This is a genomic window from Cupriavidus sp. (assembly GCF_057315035.1).
The window spans coordinates 67,990-92,222 of record NZ_DBHKYV010000002.1 but is presented as its reverse complement, the minus strand read 5'-3'; the positions used below and the strand labels follow the sequence as shown (position 1 = coordinate 92,222).

The 24,233-nt window shown below is 60.7% G+C and carries 20 protein-coding genes and 2 pseudogenes; 12 read left to right on the top strand and 10 right to left on the bottom strand.

Annotation, left to right across the window (positions count from 1 at the left end; translation table 11 throughout):
- Positions 1-26: 26 nt before the first annotated feature.
- Positions 27-968, bottom strand: coding sequence for a transcriptional regulator GcvA (gene gcvA, locus ACO550_RS03930; protein ID WP_315594910.1), 942 nt, complete (start codon positions 966-968; stop codon positions 27-29).
- 207 nt (positions 969-1,175) lie between these two features.
- Between gcvA and ACO550_RS03925 the strand changes: the two genes are divergently transcribed.
- The 6 genes and pseudogenes from ACO550_RS03925 to ACO550_RS03900 all read left to right on the top strand — a co-directional run.
- A complete protein-coding gene (locus ACO550_RS03925; protein WP_315594909.1) occupies positions 1,176-1,949 on the top strand; it encodes an SDR family oxidoreductase in 774 nt (257 codons plus the stop codon).
- Between the two features lie 36 nt (positions 1,950-1,985).
- The gene (locus tag ACO550_RS03920) at positions 1,986-2,330 is read left to right on the top strand and encodes a carboxymuconolactone decarboxylase family protein (protein WP_315594908.1); all 345 of its coding nucleotides are present in this window, start codon (positions 1,986-1,988) and stop codon (positions 2,328-2,330) included.
- A 28-nt stretch (positions 2,331-2,358) separates the two neighbouring features.
- Positions 2,359-3,009 carry a cupin domain-containing protein gene (locus tag ACO550_RS03915; protein WP_315594907.1) on the top strand — a complete coding sequence of 217 codons (651 nt, stop codon included), beginning with the start codon at positions 2,359-2,361 and terminating at the stop codon, positions 3,007-3,009.
- Entirely contained in the window at positions 3,002-4,123 is a 1,122-nt protein-coding gene (locus ACO550_RS03910) for a flavin monoamine oxidase family protein (RefSeq protein ID WP_315594906.1), read from the top strand. The genes ACO550_RS03915 and ACO550_RS03910 overlap by 8 nt, the downstream gene beginning before the upstream one ends.
- A gap of 2 nt (positions 4,124-4,125) precedes the next feature.
- The gene (locus ACO550_RS03905) at positions 4,126-5,151 is read left to right on the top strand and encodes a zinc-binding dehydrogenase (RefSeq protein WP_315594954.1); all 1,026 of its coding nucleotides are present in this window, start codon (positions 4,126-4,128) and stop codon (positions 5,149-5,151) included.
- A gap of 723 nt (positions 5,152-5,874) precedes the next feature.
- Positions 5,875-6,069: pseudogene (locus ACO550_RS03900) on the top strand (MFS transporter); the annotation flags it as partial.
- Between the two features lie 34 nt (positions 6,070-6,103).
- Here the strand turns inward: ACO550_RS03900 and ACO550_RS03895 are convergent.
- Positions 6,104-6,997 carry a LysR substrate-binding domain-containing protein gene (locus ACO550_RS03895; RefSeq protein ID WP_315594905.1) on the bottom strand — a complete coding sequence of 298 codons (894 nt, stop codon included), beginning with the start codon at positions 6,995-6,997 and terminating at the stop codon, positions 6,104-6,106.
- 173 nt (positions 6,998-7,170) lie between these two features.
- On the opposite strand from ACO550_RS03895, the gene ycaC reads away from it, so the two are divergent.
- Positions 7,171-7,794: an isochorismate family cysteine hydrolase YcaC gene (gene ycaC / locus ACO550_RS03890; protein ID WP_066741837.1), complete on the top strand. Its 624-nt coding sequence runs from the start codon at positions 7,171-7,173 to the stop codon at positions 7,792-7,794.
- Positions 7,795-8,203: 409 nt separating this feature from the next.
- Here the strand turns inward: ycaC and ACO550_RS03885 are convergent, their stop codons facing one another.
- The 4 genes and pseudogenes from ACO550_RS03885 to ACO550_RS03870 form a co-directional block, all read right to left on the bottom strand.
- Positions 8,204-8,437 carry a DUF6429 family protein gene (locus ACO550_RS03885; RefSeq protein ID WP_315594904.1) on the bottom strand — a complete coding sequence of 78 codons (234 nt, stop codon included), beginning with the start codon at positions 8,435-8,437 and terminating at the stop codon, positions 8,204-8,206.
- 25 nt (positions 8,438-8,462) lie between these two features.
- Positions 8,463-10,019, bottom strand: a pseudogene (locus ACO550_RS03880) (Tn3 family transposase); the annotation flags it as partial.
- 124 nt (positions 10,020-10,143) lie between these two features.
- The gene (locus tag ACO550_RS03875) at positions 10,144-11,307 is read right to left on the bottom strand and encodes an H-NS family nucleoid-associated regulatory protein (protein ID WP_315594953.1); all 1,164 of its coding nucleotides are present in this window, start codon (positions 11,305-11,307) and stop codon (positions 10,144-10,146) included.
- Between the two features lie 72 nt (positions 11,308-11,379).
- The gene (locus ACO550_RS03870; protein ID WP_315594902.1) at positions 11,380-11,769 is read right to left on the bottom strand and encodes an MbcA/ParS/Xre antitoxin family protein; all 390 of its coding nucleotides are present in this window, start codon (positions 11,767-11,769) and stop codon (positions 11,380-11,382) included.
- Between the two features lie 182 nt (positions 11,770-11,951).
- Between ACO550_RS03870 and ACO550_RS03865 the strand changes: the two genes are divergently transcribed.
- From ACO550_RS03865 to ACO550_RS03855, 3 genes are all read left to right on the top strand, one after another.
- Positions 11,952-13,073 carry a hypothetical protein gene (locus tag ACO550_RS03865; RefSeq protein ID WP_315594901.1) on the top strand — a complete coding sequence of 374 codons (1,122 nt, stop codon included), beginning with the start codon at positions 11,952-11,954 and terminating at the stop codon, positions 13,071-13,073.
- Positions 13,070-13,882 (top strand): GSU2403 family nucleotidyltransferase fold protein, encoded by an 813-nt coding sequence (locus ACO550_RS03860; protein ID WP_315594900.1) that lies wholly within the window; start codon positions 13,070-13,072, stop codon positions 13,880-13,882. Before ACO550_RS03865 ends, ACO550_RS03860 begins: the two co-directional genes overlap by 4 nt.
- A gap of 144 nt (positions 13,883-14,026) precedes the next feature.
- A complete protein-coding gene (locus tag ACO550_RS03855; RefSeq protein ID WP_315594899.1) occupies positions 14,027-14,650 on the top strand; it encodes a response regulator in 624 nt (207 codons plus the stop codon).
- Here the strand turns inward: ACO550_RS03855 and ACO550_RS03850 are convergent.
- Both ACO550_RS03850 and ACO550_RS03845 read right to left on the bottom strand, forming a co-directional pair.
- Positions 14,637-17,099, bottom strand: a complete 2,463-nt coding sequence (locus ACO550_RS03850; protein WP_315594898.1) for an ATP-binding protein — start codon at positions 17,097-17,099, stop codon at positions 14,637-14,639. The genes ACO550_RS03855 and ACO550_RS03850 overlap by 14 nt on opposite strands.
- A gap of 124 nt (positions 17,100-17,223) precedes the next feature.
- Positions 17,224-18,870: a hypothetical protein gene (locus ACO550_RS03845; protein ID WP_315594897.1), complete on the bottom strand. Its 1,647-nt coding sequence runs from the start codon at positions 18,868-18,870 to the stop codon at positions 17,224-17,226.
- Positions 18,871-19,356: 486 nt separating this feature from the next.
- On the opposite strand from ACO550_RS03845, the gene ACO550_RS03840 reads away from it, so the two are divergent.
- A complete protein-coding gene (locus ACO550_RS03840) occupies positions 19,357-21,294 on the top strand; it encodes a hypothetical protein (protein ID WP_315594896.1) in 1,938 nt (645 codons plus the stop codon).
- Between the two features lie 138 nt (positions 21,295-21,432).
- Here the strand turns inward: ACO550_RS03840 and ACO550_RS03835 are convergent, their stop codons facing one another.
- Positions 21,433-21,822: a DUF4124 domain-containing protein gene (locus ACO550_RS03835; RefSeq protein ID WP_315594895.1), complete on the bottom strand. Its 390-nt coding sequence runs from the start codon at positions 21,820-21,822 to the stop codon at positions 21,433-21,435.
- On the bottom strand, positions 21,819-22,376 hold the full coding sequence (locus ACO550_RS03830; protein ID WP_315594894.1) for a DUF2726 domain-containing protein: 558 nt from the start codon (positions 22,374-22,376) through the stop codon (positions 21,819-21,821). The genes ACO550_RS03835 and ACO550_RS03830 overlap by 4 nt, the downstream gene beginning before the upstream one ends.
- A gap of 1,135 nt (positions 22,377-23,511) precedes the next feature.
- Here ACO550_RS03830 and ACO550_RS03825 point away from each other — a divergent pair.
- Positions 23,512-24,233: Ig domain-containing protein (locus tag ACO550_RS03825; RefSeq protein ID WP_485994209.1), on the top strand; the 722-nt coding region annotated here is incomplete at its 3' end.

Here is a 24,233-nt window from a genome sequence, read left to right as displayed (position 1 = left end):
GATCTGGCGTTATCTGCAGCCGCTCTTCAACCCTTCTCGTCCGATAGAGTGACCGGAAGCGCCCTGGCCACTTCATCGAGCAACCAGTCCCGAAACGCCACCAATCTGGGCAGGTTCGCACACTCGGACCGGTACACGATGAAATACGCAAGCGGTGACGCGAAGCTGATTTCCGGGAACAAGCGCACGAGGCGTCCGCTTGCGATGTCTTCTCGTGCCATGACGCTTCGCGCGAGCGCGATGCCTTGCCCCTCCACGGCTGCCTGCAAGACCGCCGCAGAGTTGTTGATCTTCATGCCTCGCGTGATTGCAGCGTTCGCGATATTTGCCCTGCGCAGCCATGCCTCCCACACCGGAAAGCCTGCATGGCCCTCCATCGACAGGTCGTGAATCAGGATCTCTTTCGCCAGGTCCGCAGGTTGCTTCACCGCATGCCGTCGTAGCAGTGCGGGCGAGCAAACAGGATAGACCTCCTCGTCCATCAACCTCTCTGCCGTCAGTCCAGGCCACGCCCCCGTGCCATATCGCACGCCGATATCGATGCCCTGCGCAACAAAATCCACGGGCTTGAGGCTCGTTTCCAGCCGCACGTCCATGTCCGGCCACGCCGCCTGAAACCGGTCCACGCGCGGCAACAGCCATTTGGCGGCAAAAGCAGGGCTGACGGTCACAGTCAGCACGCCGCTGGTGGCGCCCTCCTGCAGACGCTCCAGGCCCAATACGAGCCTGTCGAAGCCCGCACGGATATCGGGCAACGCCCGTTCTGCCGCCTCGGTGGGAATCAGCCGGATGCGTCCACTGGACGCCCGATGGAACAGCGGCATGCCGAGCCAATCCTCCAGTGTCCGGACAAGCTGCCCGACAGCAGCCGGTGTGACATGCAGTTCGACTGCCGCCGCCGAAAAGCTCTGGTGGCGGGCACTGGCTTCGAACGCGCGGAGCGCATTGAGGTGGACTGGCGTCTTCATCGCTCAGGATCAATAAGGATCACTAAAGATTTTCTTTTAATTCGGAAGAGTTTATCTCGTTTGTCAGCCAGGTGCAGATATCCAAAAATTCCCATCAAGGCGCTGGCATTTCGCAAGCGGTAATCACACTGACGGGCCGGTGGGCGACAGAGACTTCCATAGTTTATCTATCGCCGTCCCCGTGTCCCGCCAACCACGGAGTTCATCATGAACAACCAATTCGCAGGCCGGAAATTACTGGTCGTAGGCGGCACCAGCGGCATGGGTCTGCAGATCGCTCGCAACGTACTGGCCCAGGGTGGCAGCACGGTCATCGTCGGCAATCGTGCCGACAAGGCCAGCCAGGCCCGCCAGGATCTGGCGGCGCTGGGCCAGGCCTCGGCCCTGGCTGCGGACCTGTCCAGCAGCGAAGGGCTTGCCAGCCTCCTCCAGGCCATCGACACGCAGCATGCGGACATCGATCTGCTGGTCAACGCCGCGGGCGTCTTCTTCCCGAAGCCATTCCTGGAGCACGAGGAATCCGATTACGACCAGTACATGGCGCTGAACAAGGCGCAGTTCTTCGTCACGCAACGCGTCGCCGCCAACCTGATCAAAGCAGGGCGTCCCGGCGCCATTGTCAACATCGGCTCGATGTGGGCCAGGCAAGCCATCGCCGCCACGCCGTCGTCGGCCTATTCCATGGCCAAGGCGGGTCTGCACTCGCTGACTCAGCACCTGGCCATGGAACTGGCACCGAAGCACATCCGCGTCAACGCCGTGTCACCGGCCGTGGTGCAGACGCCGATCTACGAAGGATTCATTCCCAAGGCAGAAGTCGCCGGCGCGCTGCAGGGCTTCAACAGCTTCCATCCGATCGGTCGCGTCGGCACGCCGGAGGATGTGGCCGAAGCGGTCACCTTCCTGCTGTCCGACAAGGCGAGCTGGGTTACTGGCGCCATCTGGGACGTCGACGGCGGCGTCATGGCTGGCCGCAACTGAACGCGAACACCCCCTCCCTACCCTGAGAAACCGAACATGATGCAAGACTGGAATACCTTTCGCGGTTCACTGCTGGCCCGCGTCGGCGACTACGCCAAACAGAGCCCCGACGTGATGCGAGGCCTCAACATGATCGATGGCGCCGCGGCCAGGACCGGCAACCTGGCACCGAAGATCCACGAACTGATCGCCCTGGCCGTAGCAGTGACCACGCGCTGCGACGGCTGCATCGCCGTGCATACGAAGAAGGCTGTCGAGCATGGCGCGACGCTTGCGGAGATCTCCGAGGCGCTGAGCGTAGCCATCGCCCTCAACGCCGGGGCCGCGTTGACGTATTCGGCACGCGTCCTCGAAACGCACGTCCAGTTGCAGGACGCCTGACCCGGCCTGCCATCCCTGAAGGACTCCCATGCTTGTCAACGCGGATTTCTCGCGGCGTGCCATCGTCATGCCGCATCAGTATCAGTGGGTTGCCTCGCCCCAGGCCGGGGTCCACCGCGTCATGCTGGACCGGCTGGGCGGCGAAGATGCGCGTGCGACCAGCATCGTGAGGTATGCGCCGGGTTCGCACTTTCCTCGCCATCTGCATCCGGATGGCGAGGAAATCCTGGTGCTTGCCGGCACGCTCTCCGAGGGTCACGCCCAATACCCGGCAGGCTGGTATCTACGCAACCCGCCTGGCTCCTCGCACGCGCCGGCAAGCCCGGACGGCGCCATCTTGTTCGTGAAGCTTCGCCAGATGACTTCACATGACGCCCAGACCGTGCGCATCGACACAGGCGATCCGCATCGATGGCAACCCCGTGCCGATGGCGACATCTGCCAGCTATACGACAACGGCGTGGAGCGGGTCTGGCTGCAGCGCCTGAAGCCTGGCTGCATGCTCCGCATCGACGGCGGGATCGAGTTGCTGGTGCTGGAAGGCGAGGCCATTTTCGAAGGCGACCATCATCCTCGCGGCACCTGGATGCGCTTCCCCCCGAGTGACCGTGGTACGGTCGCGACCGGCACGGATGGCGCAACGCTCTATAGCAAAAGCGAACGGAAATACCATGCGTAAAGCGCGATTCATCATCGTCGGCGGCGGTCTGAGTGGTCTCCATGCCGCCGCATTGCTGGAACAGCATGGGGTTGGCGACTACCTGCTGATCGAGGCACGCGACGCGCTCGGGGGCCGCATCCTGTCGCCCTTGCCGATCAGCGCACCCAACCGCATCGACCTAGGCCCGACGTGGTTCTGGCCGGCCCATCATCGCGACCTCGACAAGCTGATCGCGGCCCTGCAACTGGACCGTTTTGCGCAGCACGACGCGGGTGCCATGATGGCAGAACGTGCGCCCACCATCCCACCGATGCGCATGCGAGGCTTTCCCGATTCCCCCACGGCAATGCGGCTGACGGGCGGGATGGGCGCGCTGATCGACGCGCTGCGCCACCACATCGACGCATCGCGACTCATGACTGGCGAACGTGTGCGTCAGGTTCGCGCTTTCGCCGAGGGCATCGAGGTAGAAAGCGTCGACGCATCGGGCAATCACGCCATCACCAGGGGACAGCATCTGCTGCTGGCCGTGCCACCCCGCCTGGCCAGCGAGTCGATCGACTTCTCGCCGGCGCTGCCCGCCAGACTTCAACGGCAATGGCAAGCCACGCCCACGTGGATGGCCAACCATGCGAAGTACGTCGCGGTCTACGACAAACCATTCTGGCGAGCCGAAGGGCTGTCCGGCGAAGCGCGCAGCGCGGCGGGTCCCCTGGCCGAAATTCACGATGCGGGCACGCCGGGCGGCACCGCCGCGCTATTTGGTTTCTTCGGCGTGCCGGCACGCGTGCGCCAGGGCATCTCTCACGAAATCCTTCGCACCCACTGCCGGACCCAGCTTGCCCGGCTATTCGGGCCGCAAGCTGCGGCGCCCCGACAAGACTTCATCAAGGACTGGGCGACCGACCCCTTGACTGCAACTGCGTCAGATCTGGATGCGGGATTGCAACATCACACCATGGCGCCCGCAGCCACCGCGTCCGCCTATCCATGGAAGGGCCGCATGACCGGCGTTGCCAGCGAGTGGTCACCCAACTTCCCTGGATACATCGCAGGCGCCGTTGACGCCGCGACGCAAGGCGTCGCATCCGCACTGAATCTGCCTCCCCACCCTTCGCCCATCGGATCATGACTATCTCGCCCACCTATCGCGCCATGCAGGTCAGCCGCCCCGGCAACCTGGAAATGGTCGAGCGCACAACGCCGACACCCGGCACAGGAGAGGTGCTGATCGCGGTGGAGGCCTGCGGCATGTGCGGCGCCGATATCGCCGATATCGAGCAGGCCGACTCCACCCTGCAGCCACCACGCGTCCCTGGCCACGAGATCGTGGGGCGCATCGCGGCACTTGGTGCAGGTACGCCGGAGATCTGGGCGATTGGCCAACGTGTTGGCGTTGGCCGCCTCGGGGGCCATTGCAACGCCTGCGCGCAATGCTGGCGCGGTGAGTTTCAGCTTTGCCGGAACCAGTCCTTTGTCGGCGCAACGTGCGATGGCGGCTATGCGGAAATGGTACTGGCCCGCGCCACAGGTCTTGTGTCGATTCCCGACGCACTCCGCTCCGAAGAGGCCGCACCGATTCTCTGCGCTGGCATCGCCACGTTCAATGCCCTACTGCAGTCCGGTGCGCAGCCGGGCGATACGATAGCCATTCTGGGCATTGGCGGCCTTGGACACATGGCGCTGCAGTATGCGAGGAGGATGGGATTCCGGGTCATCGCCATCGGCCGGGGCGACGATATTGCGGCCGATGCCACCGCGCTCGGCGCCCATGCGTACCTGAATACCGCACGCGTGGATGCCGCGAGCGAATTGCAGAGGTTGGGCGGCGTGCAGGCCATCATCTCCACGATCGGCGATGCCGGCATGGTGTCCACGCTGTTTCCAGCGCTGGCGCCCCAGGGTCGACTCGTGGTGCTTGGAGTTGGCAACGAAGCGTTGTCCGTACCGACGAAGCTGCTGGTGGGCGGAGAGCGCCACGTCGTTGGCTCGTTGACAGGGACGCCATGCGAATGCGAGCAAGCGCTGGATTTCAGCCTGCTGGTCGAAGCCTACCCCCGCTTCGAGACGATGCCACTGGATCGGGCGTCTGAAGCCTACGCAAGGTTGAAGCGTGGCGACGTCAAGTTCCGGATGGTGCTAACCGTCACACCCCGATAGATAGTATCTACCGGACATTTGATGTTCCCACCGTATCGGCCAGACTTGGCTGGAATCGACGAAGGCAGTGACCGGCCATGAAGCGTCGCTCGGACCAGCTTCTGCCGCGACGTTCAGACGACTGCTTCCCACTCGGTAGCTGCTGCCGGCTTTGAGTTTGCCTTTTGGGTCGGTAGCCCTAGCGGCCGCCCCTGTTCCCCGTTGAAAGGTTCACGTGTTGGCTTCAGCAGGGGGTGGCCACTCCCACAGATGTAATGGCCCTCGGAGCCTAAACGCTCATTAAGCACACGACCAACTAGTTCAGCGGCTTCACCGCAAAATCCACATGGGAAATCACGGAAAACGCGAGCTTTCTCTCAATGCGGTAAGGCCGCTTCGGCACGCTGTCGACGATGTATTCGATATTTCGTCGGTGATCTCCTCGAACGTCGGGCAGGCCGTCGACCTCGAGCGCTCTTCTACGCTGGGCGCATAGTTATCGAGCTCTTCGTAGTTGAAATGCGCAAGGGAAAATCAGCTGATGCCCGATGACTCGTGTCGTCTGCGGAATGAGGCTATCCCTTCTCGCAGGTCATGGCCGAAAGAGTTTCGCTCGCAATCTGTCCGTCGGGGCCGTGGAATCGACCTCGTCTTGCTTGGCCGGCTCAGTGCCTGCGGACATGGCTTCTTCCTGAGTAGCGAGCATCGTCCGCTTGCCACCTCCCGCTGCCTCAACAGCCCGGCTATCCGACTAACCTGCGCGCCACGGGCATGGGGACGACGGGCACCGTGGCACGTTTCGGCGGCCTGTTCGCCCCGGCGGTCATCGCACCGGTCGTGTCCACACATTTCACGCTGGCCCTGGCGATGATCTCGGCCATGCTCGCCGCGGCCGCGCTGGTGGTCGGCGCCGTCAACGTCGAATCACGGAATCGCGCTCGACTAGGCGCTCGGCGGCCATCCGCCTTGGCCGCTATTCCTTGTAGATGTGGGTGGCGAAGTAGTCAATCAGCAGCCGCACGTTCGGCATCAACCCCCGGCGCGACGGAAATACCGCGTGGATGATGCCGCCTCTCGGCGCCCAGCCGGGCAGTACATCGATCAGCGTGCCATTGCGCAGGTCATCCTCCACCACCATGCAAGGCAACTGTACGATGCCGACGCCGGTCTGCGCCGCCTTGCGCAGCGCGCTCATGTCGTCGGTGACGTAACGGGGCTGGTGCCGGACTTCGGCCGATTGTCCTTCAGGGCCGATCAGTTGCCAGACGTGGCCGCGCGGCGGGCCCCAATCGAGGCTGGCCATGCCAGCCAGTTCTTCGGGACTCCGTAGTGGCGCCCGCCCCGCCATCAGCGCCGGGCAGGCCACCAGGCGTTGATGGCTCTCCGACAGCACGCGCATCACCAGGTCGCTGTTTTCCAGCGGCGGAAAGCGTACGCGCAGCGCCAGGTCCAGCCGTTCGCCGATGACGTCCACCCGGCGATTGGTGGCTTCCAGATGCACCTGCACCTTCGGATAGGCCAGCATGAACTGCGCCACAAGCCCGGCCACGCGGTATTCAAGCAACGTCGTCGGGCAGGTCATCCGTACGATGCCCTGCGGCTCGGAACGCTCGCGCTCCATGACCTCGCGCGCCGCTTCGGCCTCGACCAGCACGCCGATACAGCGTTCGTAGAATTCGCGCCCGGTCTCGGTGACCGAGAAGTGCCGCGTCGATCGCTGCAGCAGCCTGACGCCATACCGGGCCTCCAGCGCCGCGATGCGCCGGCTGAGCTTCGACTTGGGCGCCCCCAGTGCCAGACCCGCCTGGGTGAACCCGCCATGATCGACGACCTTGACGAAGTAGTAGAGGTCGTTAAGGTCGTCCATGACTGTTCCTCCCATAGAACACAGACGGCATCTTACGGCACTACTGCGCCGGTTTCCGCGAACCTATGATGGCTCCACGCTTCGGTGCCGTCATCGCGGTGACGCCAGAGCGGCCGATGCTTCCAACAACGCGTCTGCGAGACGCGTGACCCAATCCCTGCAAGGAGATAGCCATGACAACGTCCTACAAGCGCCTGGACAAGAATGACGCAGCCGTACTGCTGGTGGACCACCAGGCCGGTCTGCTTTCGCTAGTGCGCGACATCGACCCGGACAAGTTCAAGAATAATGTCCTGGCGCTGGCCGACCTGGCCAAGTACTTCAAGTTGCCGACCATCCTGACCACCAGCTTCGAGACGGGCCCCAACGGCCCGCTGGTGCCCGAGCTGAAGGCCCAGTTTCCGGAAGCACCGTATATTCCGCGTCCCGGTCAGATCAACGCCTGGGACAACGAAGACTTCGTGAAAGCGGTCAAGGCCACTGGCAAGAAGCAATTGATCATCGCCGGCGTGGTCACCGAGGTCTGTGTTGCCTTTCCGGCGCTGTCGGCCCTGGCGGAAGGCTTCGACGTGTTCGTAGTGGGCGATGCATCGGGCACGTTCGATCCGATCACGCGCGACGCGGCGTGGCATCGCATGGCCCATGCGGGCGCCCAGATGATGACGTGGTTCGGCGTGGCCTGCGAGCTGCACCGCGACTGGCGCAACGACATCGAAGGGCTCGGCACGCTGTTCGCCAACCACATCCCCGACTACCGCAACCTAATGACCAGCTTCAAGGTCATGTCGGCGAAGTAAGGCGGCCGTAACGTCACACATGAAAATGCCTCGCCGCACCGTTCGCCGGTGCGGCGTTAGCGCTGCGTGGAGAAGCGATGATGACGGCGCGCCCAGCGCCATGCGGAACATCGTCGAGATGCGCTGGGGCTGTCTGTCATAGCCGAGATCGAGGGCCACTTGGTTGACGGGCGTGCCGGCGGACAGCCGGGACCGCGCGGCCATCTAGAATGCCTGCGGGGGGTAATCGTACTTTCCGTGCAAAATCTGGCGGTGAGCTAAGAATTACCCTTACAAATCAAAGTGTTAAAAGACGGCGGGTTCACTACCTAGCCTCCTTTCGATGCAAAATCTGGCGCCAGCCTTGCCAACAAGCGCAGCCCTTGTGCGGCCTGTGGGCGAGAGATCACATGTGCCCGGTATCCAATTGCTAGACGCCAGGGCGGACGAAGTATTTCGTGAACAACCGCTCGGCCTCGCCTAAGCCCTCCTCCGTAAGCCAAACCGATTTCGCGCGGTTCACCGGATCCCCGATGAGCCCTCTCTCGTGCAGACGGTTCAATGCGTCCCAGTCAAAGCTCCGCCAGGCCCGATTCTCCCCGCATAAATTCAGGTAGAGCAGCGCGAGAACAACCTCGTCGATCGCGTCGGTATTGATGTCCATCCTGCCTCCTCCTTGCAGGTGGCCCTCACGATTCTGCCGCACGCTGCCAGGGCGCCGCTTCGAGCAGCATGTCCTGGTACTGCTCGAGGGGAAATCGCAACGTGCCCCGAAAGTTCACATGCGCCAAATGCGCAGGTCCCATTCGGCGCAGCCAATCGTCGTCGACTCGCGGCCCTTTGCGGCGCCACCCGTCGACTGTCGCCTGCATGCGCTGCGTGTTCCAGGCAATCACCAGATTCGTCAGCAGGGTCAACGAGCCAGAAATCGCGATGATTTCGTCACGACGACGGCCGCGCTCCGGCGCGACCTTACCCGTGTAAATCGTACGCTGGAGTTCGTGTACCGACTCACCGCGATTGAGCAGCGCGTGCAGTTCCCGGCGAAACTCGACGTTGCTGAAATAGTCGCACAGGAACAGGGTCCGCAGCAGTTTGCCAAGTTGTTCCGCCGCCCGATAAGTCGGATCCCCTTGCGCCGCGCTGCCGAATCGCTGCAACGCGACGACGGCGCTGACACGCCCTGACTTGATGGATGCAACGAGCCGCAGTAGCCCGTCCCAGCCGTCGCGAATGGCCTTCAGTGAGATACCATGATCCACGATGGGAGCAAGATCTTTGGCCACGTCCATATCCCGTGGCAGATAGAGCTTGCGTTCCGACAAATTGCGAAGCCGCGGACATAGATCGAAGCCGAGCAGCTTCGACACTGCCATTCCCACGCTCGTATACCCGTGCGTATCAACGGCAAGCGCGAGCAGGCCGCCATCTTCGCGCGTGTCGCTGTGGCGCACTGCCCCTTCAATGGCAACCCCCGCCTGGCGCTCGTTAAGGACGATGGGTTGGTTGTACACGATACCATGCTGGTCTAGGACATGCGTGTAGATACCCACTGCATGGGTGCGCCTGCGCGGATCGACGCGAGCGTAAAACAGATGAGGTGATGTATCCAGGCTCATCGAGTCGCTCGAGGCTCGCTGCCCAGTTCCCCACAGCTCTGTGATTGGTTGCGTACGTTGAAACTCCACCACGCGCGCATTGGCGCGCGACAGCCGGCCCGACATTTCGAGAACACGCATGGTGTTCGAAATCGCCGCAGCATCGACTTGCTGAATCATGGCAGCAACGCCCTTCGCATCGATCTCGGTGCCGTGTGCCATCAGCTCACCATAGAGCGAGACAAGTTCGTTGGCATCGCGCGCCTTCCGCGCCAGCAGCACTTCGCTAAAGCCCGTTCGGACATCCACTTCCATCATTAGATCCGCGAACTGAGCTATGCCGATCGCTTTGAACAGCAGGTCTCGTGTGCGCCTTGGTATCTCGTCCGTCGGTAGCGCCTCAAATGCCGAGAGGCGCAGAGCGCCATCCTTGCCGATTGTCGCGCGGCCGGCTTCGCGAGCCTCCTCCAGCGCCGCGAGGCCGGCCTTCAGGTTCTCATTCAATCGCTCGAGAAAGGGCTCCGCTGTAGCTGGTAGACCCAATAACGATAGGTATCGGCCTCGCTCGGACTCCCAATCTGACAGCGGAATCAGCATCTGGTGACGTTCACGAAAGGACAAACTGTGGTTGATCCACACGGATCCACGCTGCGGCGGAAGCCGCAAGTCGGCATCGAGGTGCATGATGGTGTGTCGAAACGCCATCAAGACCACAGGAGGGGAAGTCCATGTCCATTCGATTACCCCAGATACGTATCTTGCTGCTACAGATTCAGTACAAGCGATCGACTAGGAAACGCTCGGGCTTCTTGCCAATCCACGCTGGAGCCCTACCGCGCCCCGACCAGGTCTGGCCCGTCTTGGGGTCGCGGTACCTCGGAGGCGGCGCGGCCTTCGTCTTGGTTGGAACAGCGCGGGCAGCGGGCTCAACACTGAGCTTGCCCGCAATGTCCTCAATACTGAGGTCGTACTCCTGCATTAACTTCTGAATCTCCTGCACGACCTTTGGTACTTCCGTGGCACGCAACCGCTCAAGTTGCGCATTGACGGATGCTAGTTGAGCGAGCAGTGAGGATCTGGACGGGCTTTGGGTTGCAATAGGCGCTTTTTCCTTCTGTCCCGACTTACGCGTTTGCGTCTTCTGGGTCCGCGCTTCCGGGGCAACATCCACTCCAGGCAGTGTTATCTGCTTCGGCCCTCGTTCCCGGGTTCGGGCTTCTTGAGTCGTGACTTCCTCACCGGCAGCTTCAGCTAGGATTTTCGAGTTCCGACCGCTCTTCGGGGTCCGCCTCTCTTCCGGCGAAGCTTCCGGGGTGGCCGTTTCGATGAGTGCTTTCGGCTTCCGACCACGTTTCGGGGTTGGGCTGTTTTGAGTCGTGACTTCCGGAGCAGCAACCTCGGCTAGGGTTTTCGGCTTCCGACCGGGCTTCGGGGCGCGCGTCTCTTCAGGCGCGGCTTCCGGAGCTGGGGCGTAACGCGGCGCAACCGGGGCGGCCGCCTCGACAAATGCGTCCCGGGCGGAAGTTTCCGCCGGCTCGTCCGTGGCCAGGACTTCAACCGGAGCTTCGGCCACGGCTTCAGTGGGTGCTTTCGGCGCGTCGGATTCAGTCAATGTGTCCGAGTCGGTAGCTTCCATCGATTCTTCTGGTGCCACATCTTCCGCTGAAGCGTCCGGGGCCGTGTAACGCCGCCGGCGTCGATATGACACGGTCGCCGTCGGGCCGCTATCCCGGCTTGTCGACCAGAAGTCCAAGCGTTGGGCCTGTGAGTCAACGCTGCCATTCCCGACACATGCATCGCTGATTTCAGCAGTTTCGGTATCGGCATCATGCATCCCCTCAGTGATGGGAAGCTCCATCTGACCAAGTCCGTCCGTCGCATTGCTCGTGGCAACGGGTTTAACCGCTTGCTCTGGGGCCAATTCATTCTCCTTCATTGAAATCACTGCACTGCAGACGCGTCCTAATCCCATCGACAGTAAGACCTGTCTCTTGCGTGTCATTCGAACTTACCCATCGGCGTTTACGTGACGCAAGGCTGGGGAGTCTGCGCCTGGATCCCGCGGACGATACCACTCCGCGCCGGCACCCGCCGTCTTAGTTTCTCCACCAGAAAACTCATCCGACCGACCAGTACGCTTTCGACCCTGGGCTGTCGCACGTAGTCGACCTCCAACACGCCGGCGGACTGCCGCGACGAGGCGCTCGTCGATCTGCACCAACTGCTCCTCAACGAGATGAGCGCCCTGCTCCGTTCCAACCAATGACAGCGGCGCGGCGCCACCCAGTCGCTGCTGTTTAGACCGCAGCCAATTCAGCCCTCGCGCTATGTCGCCGAAGGTGTTCCCCGCCTGGGCCAATATCCGAGCAAGTCGAATGGCCTTGTCAGACTCTTCCACTGTCAGGGACTGGCCCTTCTCGCGGCGATGACTCAGGGTGCGTCGGGGACCGGTGTTCAGGTCGGCTTGCCGTCAACACTGCGTCCCTTCTTGAAAACGTACGATCATCAGGCTATCATGGCCAAGATATCTATCACGGCCATGTTACTTATCACGGCCATGATATCTAACAAGGCCATGATATGAATCAAGACACGGAAGCTGCTCTGCGACGGTTCTTCACTGATCATGACTGGAATGTGGGTGTAGAGGCACAAAAAGGCCGAAATGGCCCTGATCTAGAGCTCAGACAAGGAACTCATTGGTATCTTGTAGAGGTGAAGGCAGCCCCAGAGGCACGTTCGGATCGCGTCATCGCACTCCTCTCGCAGGCGATTCTGCAGGCGCAAACCTATGTAAAAAACCGTCCGGGCGCACGGCCGTTTGCCTTGGTACACGTCAAGGAGCTGCCTGACGCTCTAGTGAACCGTGTCTCCCATTTCGTGGCGGCCTTCGCGCCAAACGTTGCTATTGGACTCTTTGGGGGAGATGGACGGCGATACTTCGAAGGCGATGGTCTTTCTAACTTGACCAGGCTAGAGGAGCGCCCCGTGAGTAGTAGTTTCGCGCCAGCTCCAGCCCTCAATCTGTTCTCAGACCTGAATCAATGGATGTTGAAGGTTCTTCTCTCGCCAGATGTTCCGGTGGAGATGCTATCGGCGCCTCGCGATCCTTTGAGAAGTGGAACCGAGTTGGCGAAGGCGGCTGGCGTATCCACGATGAGCGTTTCGCGCTTCCTAACTACCTTGCGGAAGGAAGGCTTTCTCGCACCAGGCAGGCCTCTAAAGTTAGTCCGGCGTGAGGAGCTGTTTCGAAGGTGGCAGGCCAGTGTAGTTCGCACGGCGCCAGAGCAGGCTTTCCGATATCTAGTGCCTGGCGCTGAAGATTTGCAGCTCAGAAAGTTCACCGAGCGATATCGGGACGACGTCTGTATAGGACTGTTTCGCGCTGCAGAAGCCTTTGGCCTCGGCCACGTCTCCGGCGTGACACCACACGTATACGTCCGCGATCTGAGCAACCCGGCCGACGAGCCGCAATGGAAAGGAATCCGCCCAGTACGGGAAGGCGAGAAGCCAGGAATTATCTTGCGGCAGTCTTTGGTTCCTGAGTCAGTCTTCAGGGGAGCGGTTATTCAAAGCAACGCGCTGGTGACGGACGTCATCCAAGTGTGGCTCGATGTCGCATCACATCCGTCCAGGGGCCGCGAACAAGCGGCGCTGATCGAAAGCAGCGTTCTGCGAGATCTTATTGGAGTGTCGGCATGAACGACCTGGAGCCTTTCGCAAAGCTAGCAGTCGCCTTGGAACCATGGCGCCATCAGATCGTATTCGCAGGCGGATGGGCCTACCGTCTATTTCGTCAACACCCATTGGCTGTTGTCCCGTCTTACAGCGCCCTCTTCACGCGAGATGCCGATGTCGCGCTCGGAGACAAGGATCGGTTTGACGGAAACATCAAAGACGCCCTCACAAGCGCTGGATTCCATGAAGCTCTGCAGAGCGAGTTCAAGCCACCGGTCTCGAAATACACCTTGGGGAAGGACGAACAGGCTGGCTTTTACGCCGAGTTTTTGACCACGCTGCGTGGCAGCGGCACAAAACGAACGGGCGAGCCTGATGCAACAACGGAACTCGCCGGCGTCACCGCGCAGAAGTTGCGGCATATGGATCTGTTGCTCATCGCCCCTTGGCAGGTCTCCCTGACCAAGGACGCAAGTTTGCCGCAAACGCTAGACGGTCTTCAGATCCCTAATCCGGTGGCCTTCATCGTCCAAAAATTGTTGGTCCACGACAAGCGGGGGAAAGAGAAGAAGCCTCAGGACGTCCTATACATTCACGACACTCTTGAGCTATTCGGTGCCCGGGCGGATGTCCTGGCCGCGATCTGGAAAGACCAGATCGTCCCAGCCTATCCGGAAAAAGACTTAAAGAAGGCCCTCCAGGCGCGGGACGAGATCTTTACCGAAGTGACAGACACAATACGCGAAGCCGCGCGCATTCCGACGGATAGGACCTTGGTACCGGAAGATATGCACGCACTCTGCGAAGAGCTTCTAAACGAAATTCTCGGATAGTCACCGTGGCCAGTCTCGATCGGCAGCAAATGATGCCTAGACCAACCTGCATACCGTACGGCAGAATAACGGTAAGAGAATCCGCGCGGGCACGGTTCGGGAAGGCTCACCTTCGTCTGGCAATGAAAATGAGGCGCGACTGTCGTGATACGAGTCTTACTGGTTGACGACCATCTTCTGTTGCGCGACGCCTTGAAGTTGCTCCTGTCCCAGCGCTTTCCAGAGGCAGAGTTCCGCTGTGCGGCTTCGCTGGCGGAAGCGCGTCACGCGTTGCAGGAGCACTCGGCAGATATCCTGTTGATAGATCTCTCTCTACCCGATGCCGAAGGGATCGAGGCACTGGTCGCACTGCGCGAAGAGGTACCGCAGGCACGGGCCATCGTGCTATCGGCGGATGATCGCGCGGAGACAATCTACGCGGCACTCGACGCTGGTGCGGCAGGTTTCCTGCACAAGGCAACGGAGAGCACCGAGTTTGTTGACGCCATTCAGTTCGTTATTGAAGGTGGCGTGTCGCTGCCTACATCATTTGTTGGACGGCAGAATGATACGTCTGCCTCATACGAGGCCCTCGGGCTGTCTCGCCGGCAATGGGAGGTGCTGCGCCTGGTGCTTCAGGGCAAGCCGAACAAGCTGATCTGCCGCGATCTCGACGTATCCGCGTCCACGGTCAAAACCCATCTTTCCGAAATCTACCGGCGCCTGGGCGTGCGTTCCCGGACGCAGGCCATGGTCGAAGTGGCGCGCCGAGGCGTCAAGGACCTTTGAGGCTCCACCGGGTGTGAGTTTGCTGCCTGCCGAAGCCCTGAGCAGAGCGTTGCAGTTCTTGATGTATCGCTCGCAACAAGGCCTCGCCCCCAAATGGCTTGTGCAAGACTGCGACGCCCGAAGCTGCCTGCTTTGCAATCTGGTCGGGGGCCGTATTTCCTGTCACAAGCAGTGCCGCAACGGGGATAGGGGCATCGGCGCGCATCTCCCTGAGGAGTTCCAGTCCGTCGCCATCGGGCAACCTGGCATCGCTGATCATCAGGTCTGGCCAGTCTTGGGCGGAAAGCAAGCGATCCCGGAAATCTGCAGCCCGACTGAAAGATTCAAATCGAACACCCCATTGCGAGAGTTGCAGCACCAGCGCGTCACGGACCTCGTCGTTATCTTCGACCAACCAGATCACGCGCCCACGCAATGTGGCCACATCGATCGCCACTGCGCGCTGGGGGCGATCAAGGCTCATATCCAGCATCTCCCCTTCTGCTAGCGGGATGGCAACCTTGAAGCAACTTCCTCTGCCCGGCTCAGACGCCAGTTCAATTGTGTGTCCGAGTTGCGCGGCAGCCCGTCGCACGATCGCTAGCCCCAGCCCCAATCCTTCTGTGCGCACCCGACCCGGGTTATTCAACTGCACGAAGGGCTCGAAAATCGCGTCCCGGTCAGCCTCGGCAATGCCACGCCCGGTGTCCCACACGCATATCTGCGCCTCGCCCGAGGTGCTGTGCAGGCGCACACCTACCAGCACGCCACCTCGCTCCGTGTATCGAATGGCGTTGCTCACCAGGTTGCGCAGGATCTGTTCGAGCATCACAGGGTCAGTCAGCAAGGTGAGCGAGGTCGGACGGATCCGCAACCGCAGGCCCTTGGCATCGGCCTGAGACAGTTCATGCGCGAACACCGCATCAAGGATGCCCTGGACCAGCACCGGACGCAGGCTGACGGGCGTGTTGCCCGCACCTTCGAGCCGGCTGAAATCTAACAACCGTTTCAGTAACTCCTCCATCGTTGAGACGGCCTTGTTTAGGCGCCCGAGCAACACACTCAGCGCGGCGCCTGGCACCACCTTGGCGATCTCATGACCCAGCATGTTGACCAACAAACCAATACTGACCAAGGGCTGCCTCAAATCGTGGCTGGCGCTGGCGATGAAGTGCGTCTTGGCGGCATTGGCCGCCTCCAGTTCGCGCGTTCGTTGTGCGACTCTGGCTTCCAGCGTCCGGTTCAGCAGATCCACCTCCGCCATTGCATCAAACAGCCGTACCAGCAGCAGGCCTGAATAGCAGCACAGCGCAAGCGGCAAGACGCGGGAGAGCGCCAGCGGCTGCGTGATCGGCAGCCAGCCTATGATCTGGTAGGCAAAGTCGTGCAGTGCCGCCAGAAAAATGACGAGCAGGAACACGCATAGTGCGCGGTGCGCGAGGTCTCGGTTCGCCCGCGCCGACATGACTACGTTCTGAACCGACCGAAGATTGACCACCGCAAGCGTGGCATACATCCCCATACGTACTGGCGGCAGCCAAGCGCTGGGAAGACAGATGACGACCAACGGCACCGCACCAAGAAAACCCCAGAAGAATCGGCGCCACGGTAATGGCCCGTGGAAGCGCAGCCGATGCGTATAGGCCATGAATAGCATAGCCATCCATATCATTGCGGCGAATACGAACCGGTCCATCCAGTCGCCCGGCCAGGGCAACATATCTCCAAGGCTGACGTAGTTGCGGACACCGCTGATCAGCCCGAGGGCGCCGAACAGACCAATCGCCTTCTCGCGAGGCTGCCGCCAAGCAATGGCGATCATGAGGGCGGACATCACCACCGCCACCATGTTCAATTGCTGGGGTAGCTCGTTCTCCCACCACAGCAGGCGTTCGTATGATCGTTCGAGGGCATCAATCGGCCCCGTTCGAACACCGGACAATCCACCGCGGTATCGATACTTAACCGTCAAGCGTATTTCATTATCGCCAGCATGGAGTAGGTGAAGTGGGACTTCGACCAGTGCAGGAAGCGGCACCATTCGCCCGCCGGGCGGGTGAGCGTCGATCAGCTCCCCGTTGACATAGACCTCCCTCACCGGCGAGATCCGGTCGAACGCCAGCCCCCATGGCTCCGGTGGCTCAGCTGGCAGCTTCAGCACAATGCGGTATTCCCCCGGCCCTGCCCCAGGCAGCGCACGCAGCATCCAGGTATCGGGCAAGGCAACCTGCGTCCATCGAGCATCCGGGCTTTGGCGGAATTCGGCACGGCTTATCGTGACTGGCGCGGGCGTCTCACGCTGCGCCGAGATAGGTATTGCAGCGGGGCTCCCCGACACGGCCATGAGCGAGAGCAGCATGCCTGCCAGGAGGCGTGCGTTGCGTGCCCCGGTACGCGCAAGGGCCCGAACGGCATTCGCAAAACACGCGACGAGAAAGGGAGTGAGCGTCAGGATGATCAGTCGAGCCAAGAAACAGCAGCGGTAGCACCAGGCTCCAAGGCAGGTGGCAAGACGCCGCATGATCCCCGAAAGCTGACGCGGCGAGCACCAACGTGCATCGCCGCGTCAGCCTACCAGAACGGCTTGCGCCCGGTTACGGCTTGTCGACAGAAATCGACAGGAAATGCTTGCTCGGCACCGAACTTCCCGCCAGCACCAGCCCCCCAAACGGGAGATGGATCACGCCATTGCAGGTCGAGGCACCGCCAGTCGACGTCGTGCAGGCATTGGTCGCGCGATAGCGAGTACCGTCGAACGGCGTGTTGTAGGTCAGCGTATCGAAATGCCCGTCCGACTGGAAGCTGCGGGTGACAACGCCATTGGTGCTGTCCACGGCGGTCACTGTGTTCGCATCTTCCGTTACGACGCTAACCCCAGCGTTGTTCAGTGTGAACTGCCAGAACGTTGCAACGCGCGAGATTGCCGGGAGCGTCAGCTTCGACTTCGTCACCAGGGCCGCCACGTTGCCGCCTGAGGCGGCTTGCGCCAGCATCAGGGTCTTACCGGAACTGTCGCGGAAGGCGAATACGCGGAACAGACTGTTGTTGTTCTCCACGTAGTCAAAGCCGCCGTTAGCATTGGCTACAAGTTTTCCCTTGGTGTCGCTGTCCAGGACGCACGCCCCATAACCCTGCGGGCAGTTCTTTGACAGACCATTCTGGCCATCTGCTGCAAAGTCGGTGTCGCCAAAATCGCCTTCTTCCGAATCAAAGGTGGCGCCGTACGTGACGCGGCTGTAGCTACCGGCCAGGGCCGAAACGTCAAGCTTCTGCTCCGGGAAGGCGATGCCTGCCACTCCGGTAAGCCCCGTGCCCTGCAGCACGACTGCCGCGCCAGAACGGGCCACTAGCAGACGGGTAGCGGCAGAATCGCTGGCCGTATAGTCGCAGCTAGCGTTCTTCGTCAGCGAGTAGGCGGTGCCGCCAATCGTCAGCTTCAAAGCTGCCGCATCCACCTGCAAGGTGCCATTTTGACCGTTCAGGTAGTTCACATAGCGCAGCGTGCCGGTCTTGAGTCCAGCGCAGTCGGTCGCCGCGGGGGCCAGTACCGTACCGATAACCGAGGTGCCCGTGGCGCTATCCGACTTGCTGTTCGACGATACCGCCGAGGTCAGATCCGTGAGGGTGACACCGGCTGCGGCCAACACGGTCTGGAGCTTGTCCAGCACGCCGTCATAGCCCGCGCCACTGCCAGCGGTCAGCGATCCACCCAAGATATCGCCGACGTTTGCCGTGTCCACGCCGGCGGCGGTCAGGACTTGCAGCAACGCTTTCTGTGCCGCCGCCAAATCGGTCGCACTGATCGTCGTAGATGCATTGAATCCGGCCACGTAGGATTTGGGATCGGTACCCGAGAGTTGAGCAATCAGCAACTCGCTCAACGGCGTGATGTTCGCGGTGGAGTCGGTTTTGCCGCTGCCTGCCACGATAGAGCGCAGCACAGTCTTGCCGTCGCTGCTTGCCGCGCTCAACACACACGGCAACGCGCCGCCAGTGACGGAGGCGGAATAGGTACCGTTGGTGCTGGTGGTTGCCGTGCCTGTACCGGCTGAGCAGACCACGCTGATATTGGCATTGGCCATCGCCGCGCCCGTTGCGGCTGTTCCGCTGACCTTCAATGCCGCCGGCGTCGCTGTCGTCGTGGACGAACCGCTATCGGATCCGCCTCCGCAGGCCACCAGCGCCGTTGGAATGAGAACTGCAACGATACCTCGCGCAACGGCCGTTTTATTGAGCTTCATTTTTACTCCCCTGTGTTCCCGTCATTTGCCTTTGTGATGCGTGGCGCATTATCGGAATGGAGGAGTGGCCGGCACTATCGGCCGATTGGCCGATAGTGCCGTAGGGAAAACGGGACCGCAGGTAGCTGCCTATACAAAAAAAACGAGCAACGCGCGGGGTGCCGTTGCTCGCCTGAGCTGATGCAGAAAAGGAGCGCCGCACCAAGAGCAGCATTAACGGTGCGCTCGCAGACTTGTTTAATCAACACTTAGCCAGAATCTGACAGCAGGTCGCGTGCTGCAATACCTCAGCCCCCACTGTGCTCGTCTGCGTTTGCGATTCACCGGATGCGCGGCGACTAGATTAAGTAGCCTTAATGAAGGCTATCCCCCGTGCAGGAGGGTTGTGAAATCCTTGTCCCGTCGCTAGAACACGTCTACATAAAAAAGGAGGAGATGATGATGCTAAGGCGAGCTATTTTGCTCCTTGCGGCGGGATACCTAACGATGTCCTCGGCCTACGGAGCCGAGCTGGACTGGTGGGTTGTGAATCGGTTTCCTGTTTTCAAGAAGGCCGAGGACTTCCAGGCGTTGGAAGCGGCGTGGGACTCAAGCTTTAAGGCGAGCCCCACAATCGGATCGTCTGGAATCTCCAGCAAGCTCGAGAAGATCCTGCCCGTCGAACAGACGGCGTGGAACCCATCGCTGGGGCAGTACGACAAGCGCTTTTTGTTTCGTGATACTCACGATGTTCAGGCAACGCTGACCGGCGTGGCTCGAGGCACGCAATGCGCCTGGGTGATCAACGATGCCGAGCCAAAGTCATCAGATTGCGCTCTAAGTCCGCAACTGACGGTCAAAGCGCATGAAGCATTTGATCTGCGGGTGACGCCGAGCGGAGGCGAGCCGATGCTTGTCCACCTTCCTGCCATCGCCGAACGGCTTGTTGTATCACTCGGTGATTCGTTTGCATCCGGCGAAGGCAACCCAGATCACCCCGCTGTACTCAAGGCTTCGTCGGCGAGCCAGGATTGGTTTGTAGAAGCCCGTGCGAAATCCTTCGTCTTGCGAGGATCCCGGTGGTGGGACGAGGCTTGTCATAGATCGCTGCTGTCCTGGCCAGCCCTAACAGCGATGGCCCAAGCGATTCAGAATCGACACGAAGTCGTTCAGTTCGCGTCCTTCGCATGTTCGGGGGCCGAAGTTTATGACGGCGTCCTGCGCGCGCAGGCGGACCCGCCTGGCGGCTACGCAAAAAATCTCGTCGAAGGCGACTATCGCCACCGGGATGGCGGATTGGGCTACCACTACGATTCGCGAGTGGATGACTTGGTCCATCCTCAGCTCTACGACGCGAGACTGAGATTGTCGCAGCAGCATGCACTGGCGCTGCTCTTGTGCCCGGACGGCAAGGTTGTTCAGAATGCAGAACTTCAATCGCCCAAGGCAGAAAGTGGCACGTATCTCGGTCAGACCTACTTCGGTCAGGTAGACCTATACGGATGCACCTCTGGCAAGCGCAAGGTTGACGCGATGCTCGTATCCGTGGGCGGGAACGACGTCGCGTTTGCTGGCGTGGTCAAATGGCTCATCGTTCCAGACAAGGCCCGTAAGACTCTGAGTTTCCCAGTCAAACAGGCTGCGCTCGGGTTCTTGTTGAATAGCTTGCACGTTGTCGCCCCGGAGGCAGCGAAAAAAGGCATTGATGCGTTGCCTCGAATCTACGAAGCATTCGACAAGTCGTTGAACAACCTGGGAATTGACCCAGCAGTCGTCAAGATCCTTCTATACCCCGATCCGACAGCTGGAGCGGGCGACAATCTCACTGCCTGCAACCGGCGCACCCGAGACGGCAATGCTCCCTTCCAGATAATGGTGCGGGAGAAGACAAGCATCGGGTTCCTGCCCGGCAACTCGAATTTCTTGTTTGGCATCAATCCTGGAGACTTTGCGCGACTAAACCAGGACTTCGTTCAACCACTGCGTAGTGCGCAGATTAAGGCGGCGTCGAAGTATGGATGGGAGCCAATCGACAGTCAGCCTGCGTTCCAGACAGCGGACGGCGATACCGGGTACTGCGGTGTTTCGCCAGCCTGTACGGAAAAAAGCTGCAACATGGGAGATCGAGTCAAATGGTGGACGCAGCATAGCTACTCGACCGCGCCGCCACTTGCACGATTGTCTGATTTTGACGCCTACGATGGCACGCGCATGCGCGGGATGAGGTATGGCGTCGACGCGCTGCTGGCTGGCGTTGGACTGACAGACTCAGGCAAGATTAAGTCCGATTGGATCAGTGGGTCAGCTCACCCGACGGCAATTGTTCATGCCAGGATCGCCGATATGGTTAGGGAGCGTCCCAGAGTGAAAACAGCCTCGGAAAATGGAGGCGTCGGTCCCCTCTCCCCTCGCGCGGTGCCTGCTGCGCCAGCTGTAGCAGACTGAGTTCTTTTTGCCGGTCGTGGCACCTATCCAGCGTTAACTCGAATTGTCAGCAAAGTCTCACAAGCACGGTCAGTTCTTGGCTGCCGTGCTTGCTCCTGCTCAACAGCGTGGATAAGTCTCGCAAGCTCAACAGTCGCCCTACTCGCACCGGTACTTCGATACCTGCGTACCTGCTCGTTGCACTGCCTCCGACGCTTGTTGGATCTGCGCAGGATTCTGGCTTAACAGCGCTCGTTCCGAGTTGGCAACGGCGGCCTGGTACGATTGACGAATTGATGGACAGATAATGCTCGACGTGAGCCGCGCCTGCCCTTTTGGATCGAAGAAGGAGGGCGCTTCGGCGCGATACTCAGCATTCTTCTGGCCGATGGATTTACCCACCACCTCAGTCTTTGCATTGCTCTGACAAGGGCTGTCCTGCAACGTGACATGCCCTGAGACACTCCGACATTGATAGATGTTCTGACCCGAAGCATTCGCGGTCATAACCAACATCCCGACAGCGAGATACTCCATGGGAAGTTTCATGCGACGGGTACCTGCATAGCCTTTTGCGCGGAGCCGCCTTTGGGTAATGACGAGGCAGTCCCTGCCGCCGGCTGCGCAGGCACGACACTCCTGTAGTCACGGAAAATAGTCTCCAGATCAACGTTCTTAGACGTGTAGCGCATGATTGGGATGCCGGCTGACGCGAGAACGTCATTCTTCTGCTTATCCCGCTTCTGTGCTTTTGCGCTACCGTGCGAGGCACCATCAAGCTCGATAACGTAAAGCGGTCGCATCGTCTTGCGTTCACACACAAGATAGTAGACATACTTCTGCGCAAACATATTTCTGGCTGCTTGCGACTTTCCCTTATGCTGTACAAACGCAGACATCGCCACCTGGGGAAAGATGTGTGTGTCGGTCAGAGCAGTCGTCAGCCGTTCGTAGAGCACGATCTCATCCTGGCGTAAGAATGGGTCTCGGCGTGCGAAACGAAAAGTCCTTGAGGAGCGTCCGCCCGCACGGCCTGCCTTCAGCATCGACACGACAACAATCGCAATGGCCAATAGAAGTACCAGCCCGACCATCGATTTCATCGGACCCCTCCTCCTCTATTTCGATCCCGCGCGATATTAGTGCCTGGCCCGAGCGACCGGCATCCCCCGGTGGGAGGGCGCTCAGCCGGTCGTAAATGACCGCCTACCACGAACGGGAAGAATGGAGCCGCACTGCTACCCCTTTGCGGTGCCTGGGGGTACCAAGAGAATGCATGGTTCCAGTAGCTAAGCGCCTCGGCATTCTCGCGGCTCTTATTCAGCGCGTCGGGCACTGCCGGCGCGATCTATGAAGTCGAGTTCATAACAAGCTGACGACGAGCAGTTGCCCTCCTTCAATTGATCAGTCGAAGCTATGAATCAGCGAGTGGGCCGACCTGTGACCTCCCAGCAACAAGGAAGCGGCGGTATGAGGTCGCTTTGTGTATCCTCACGCTGCTCAGCCGTTAGCAGAAGTAACTCACAACCTCCAAAGTCGTGCAAAGCTGGACCAAATTCCTCGCTCAAGCAGCAATTGCGATCGCCATCTTCGTGGCGGCGGCTGTAGTTTCGCGCGAGATATACCTCATCGCGACGCAGACATCCACAACAGATATGGAAGAGGTGCGCGACATCGAAGGTCCCGCGCGAAAGTGCTCGGCACCTATCGAGCGGCGAGACGGTCAGAGAAGCAGCAATCGAAGCGACGAAGTTTCTCGCACTCCTGGCTGCCTGGAATCCTGAAACGATTGCCAATTCTTCAGAAAAAATGCCCGCTAGCGAACTGGCGGGCTACAGAGGGTATCGGGACGGGTCAATATCCCGAAGCAAAGGTTACGGACTCAGTGCTGCGCGTGGTGTCAGAGTTTGTCTGATACGTACTGAGAGTTTCCGAACTCAGATTTCAAAAAAATGAAGCCTATCAGATGGCGATGAAGGGCCCCACAATCCGGCTTGGTCGATCCATCCTCAATCGCAGGGGGATGGACGTGCGGATCGGCAAATCAGACCGATAGTCCCTTCGCATTACTATCGCTCAAGCACTAAATTCAACGACTTTAGCGTGTCCCCTGATTGGGGGACGCGGAAGTTCGGGTCCCTCTGCTAAAGTCGCACACGCGCGCCAGGTCCAGGCGCCGCCGTTCTCGCCCAGTCTGCCGGACGGTGCTCATTTCTTGATACGGGTTGGGTCGGGTTCATGCTCTATTGCTCTGCCGTCGATACACACGGGTTCGCGCCGCTGTTTTCCACCATGCGGGCACATGTGTCGTCCCACGCGCCATCGCCACGGCGAGTCATCATCTGGTTGCTTCTGCTGTTCACGTGCCTGCTCTCGGCATGCGTGGCGGACGAGTCATCGCTGGATCCGCCGGCCGGCCTGGCGTACGGCATGACGTCGGCCGTCTACCCGGTTGGTAGTCCGATAGTGCCGAACCGTCCTACCGCCAGCGGCGGCGCCATCGAGCGCTACACGGTTGCCCCGGCACTCCCGGCGGGGCTTACGCTTGACGGCGCCAGCGGGGTCATCACGGGCACGCCTACCACGGTAAGCGCTTCGGCCATCTACACGGTCACGGCTGAGAATGCGGCCGGCAACGCCACCGCGCGCGTACAGATCGAAGTGCGAAGCATAGCGGCCGCACCGGCATCGATGAGCTACCGCGAAGCCACGGTCACGTACACGGCCGGCCAGGCCATCGCCGCGAACGCGCCGACGAGTAGCGGAGGCCCTGTCACGGCCTACAGCATTGCGCCCGCGCTGCCGGCGGGTCTCTCGCTTGACGCGCAGACCGGTATCATCAGCGGCACGCCCACCGCCACAACGGCCGCCGCGACGTACACCGTGACCGGCACCAACGTGACCGGATCGACCACCGCCACGCTGCAAATCACGGTGGGCGCCGCCGCGGTCGCGCCCGC

Bases quoted from the DNA above. Each gene is read 5' to 3' on its own strand.
- gcvA (WP_315594910.1), bottom strand. From the start codon at position 968: ATGAAGACGCCAGTCCACCTCAATGCGCTCCGCGCGTTCGAAGCCAGT.
- ACO550_RS03925 (WP_315594909.1), top strand. From the start codon at position 1,176: ATGAACAACCAATTCGCAGGCCGGAAATTACTGGTCGTAGGCGGCACC.
- ACO550_RS03920 (WP_315594908.1), top strand. From the start codon at position 1,986: ATGATGCAAGACTGGAATACCTTTCGCGGTTCACTGCTGGCCCGCGTC.
- ACO550_RS03915 (WP_315594907.1), top strand. From the start codon at position 2,359: ATGCTTGTCAACGCGGATTTCTCGCGGCGTGCCATCGTCATGCCGCAT.
- ACO550_RS03910 (WP_315594906.1), top strand. From the start codon at position 3,002: ATGCGTAAAGCGCGATTCATCATCGTCGGCGGCGGTCTGAGTGGTCTC.
- ACO550_RS03895 (WP_315594905.1), bottom strand. From the start codon at position 6,997: ATGGACGACCTTAACGACCTCTACTACTTCGTCAAGGTCGTCGATCAT.
- ycaC (WP_066741837.1), top strand. From the start codon at position 7,171: ATGACAACGTCCTACAAGCGCCTGGACAAGAATGACGCAGCCGTACTG.
- ACO550_RS03885 (WP_315594904.1), bottom strand. From the start codon at position 8,437: ATGGACATCAATACCGACGCGATCGACGAGGTTGTTCTCGCGCTGCTC.
- ACO550_RS03875 (WP_315594953.1), bottom strand. From the start codon at position 11,307: ATGAAGGAGAATGAATTGGCCCCAGAGCAAGCGGTTAAACCCGTTGCC.
- ACO550_RS03865 (WP_315594901.1), top strand. From the start codon at position 11,952: ATGAATCAAGACACGGAAGCTGCTCTGCGACGGTTCTTCACTGATCAT.
- ACO550_RS03860 (WP_315594900.1), top strand. From the start codon at position 13,070: ATGAACGACCTGGAGCCTTTCGCAAAGCTAGCAGTCGCCTTGGAACCA.
- ACO550_RS03845 (WP_315594897.1), bottom strand. From the start codon at position 18,870: ATGAAGCTCAATAAAACGGCCGTTGCGCGAGGTATCGTTGCAGTTCTC.
- ACO550_RS03840 (WP_315594896.1), top strand. From the start codon at position 19,357: ATGTCCTCGGCCTACGGAGCCGAGCTGGACTGGTGGGTTGTGAATCGG.
- ACO550_RS03835 (WP_315594895.1), bottom strand. From the start codon at position 21,822: ATGAAACTTCCCATGGAGTATCTCGCTGTCGGGATGTTGGTTATGACC.
- ACO550_RS03830 (WP_315594894.1), bottom strand. From the start codon at position 22,376: ATGAAATCGATGGTCGGGCTGGTACTTCTATTGGCCATTGCGATTGTT.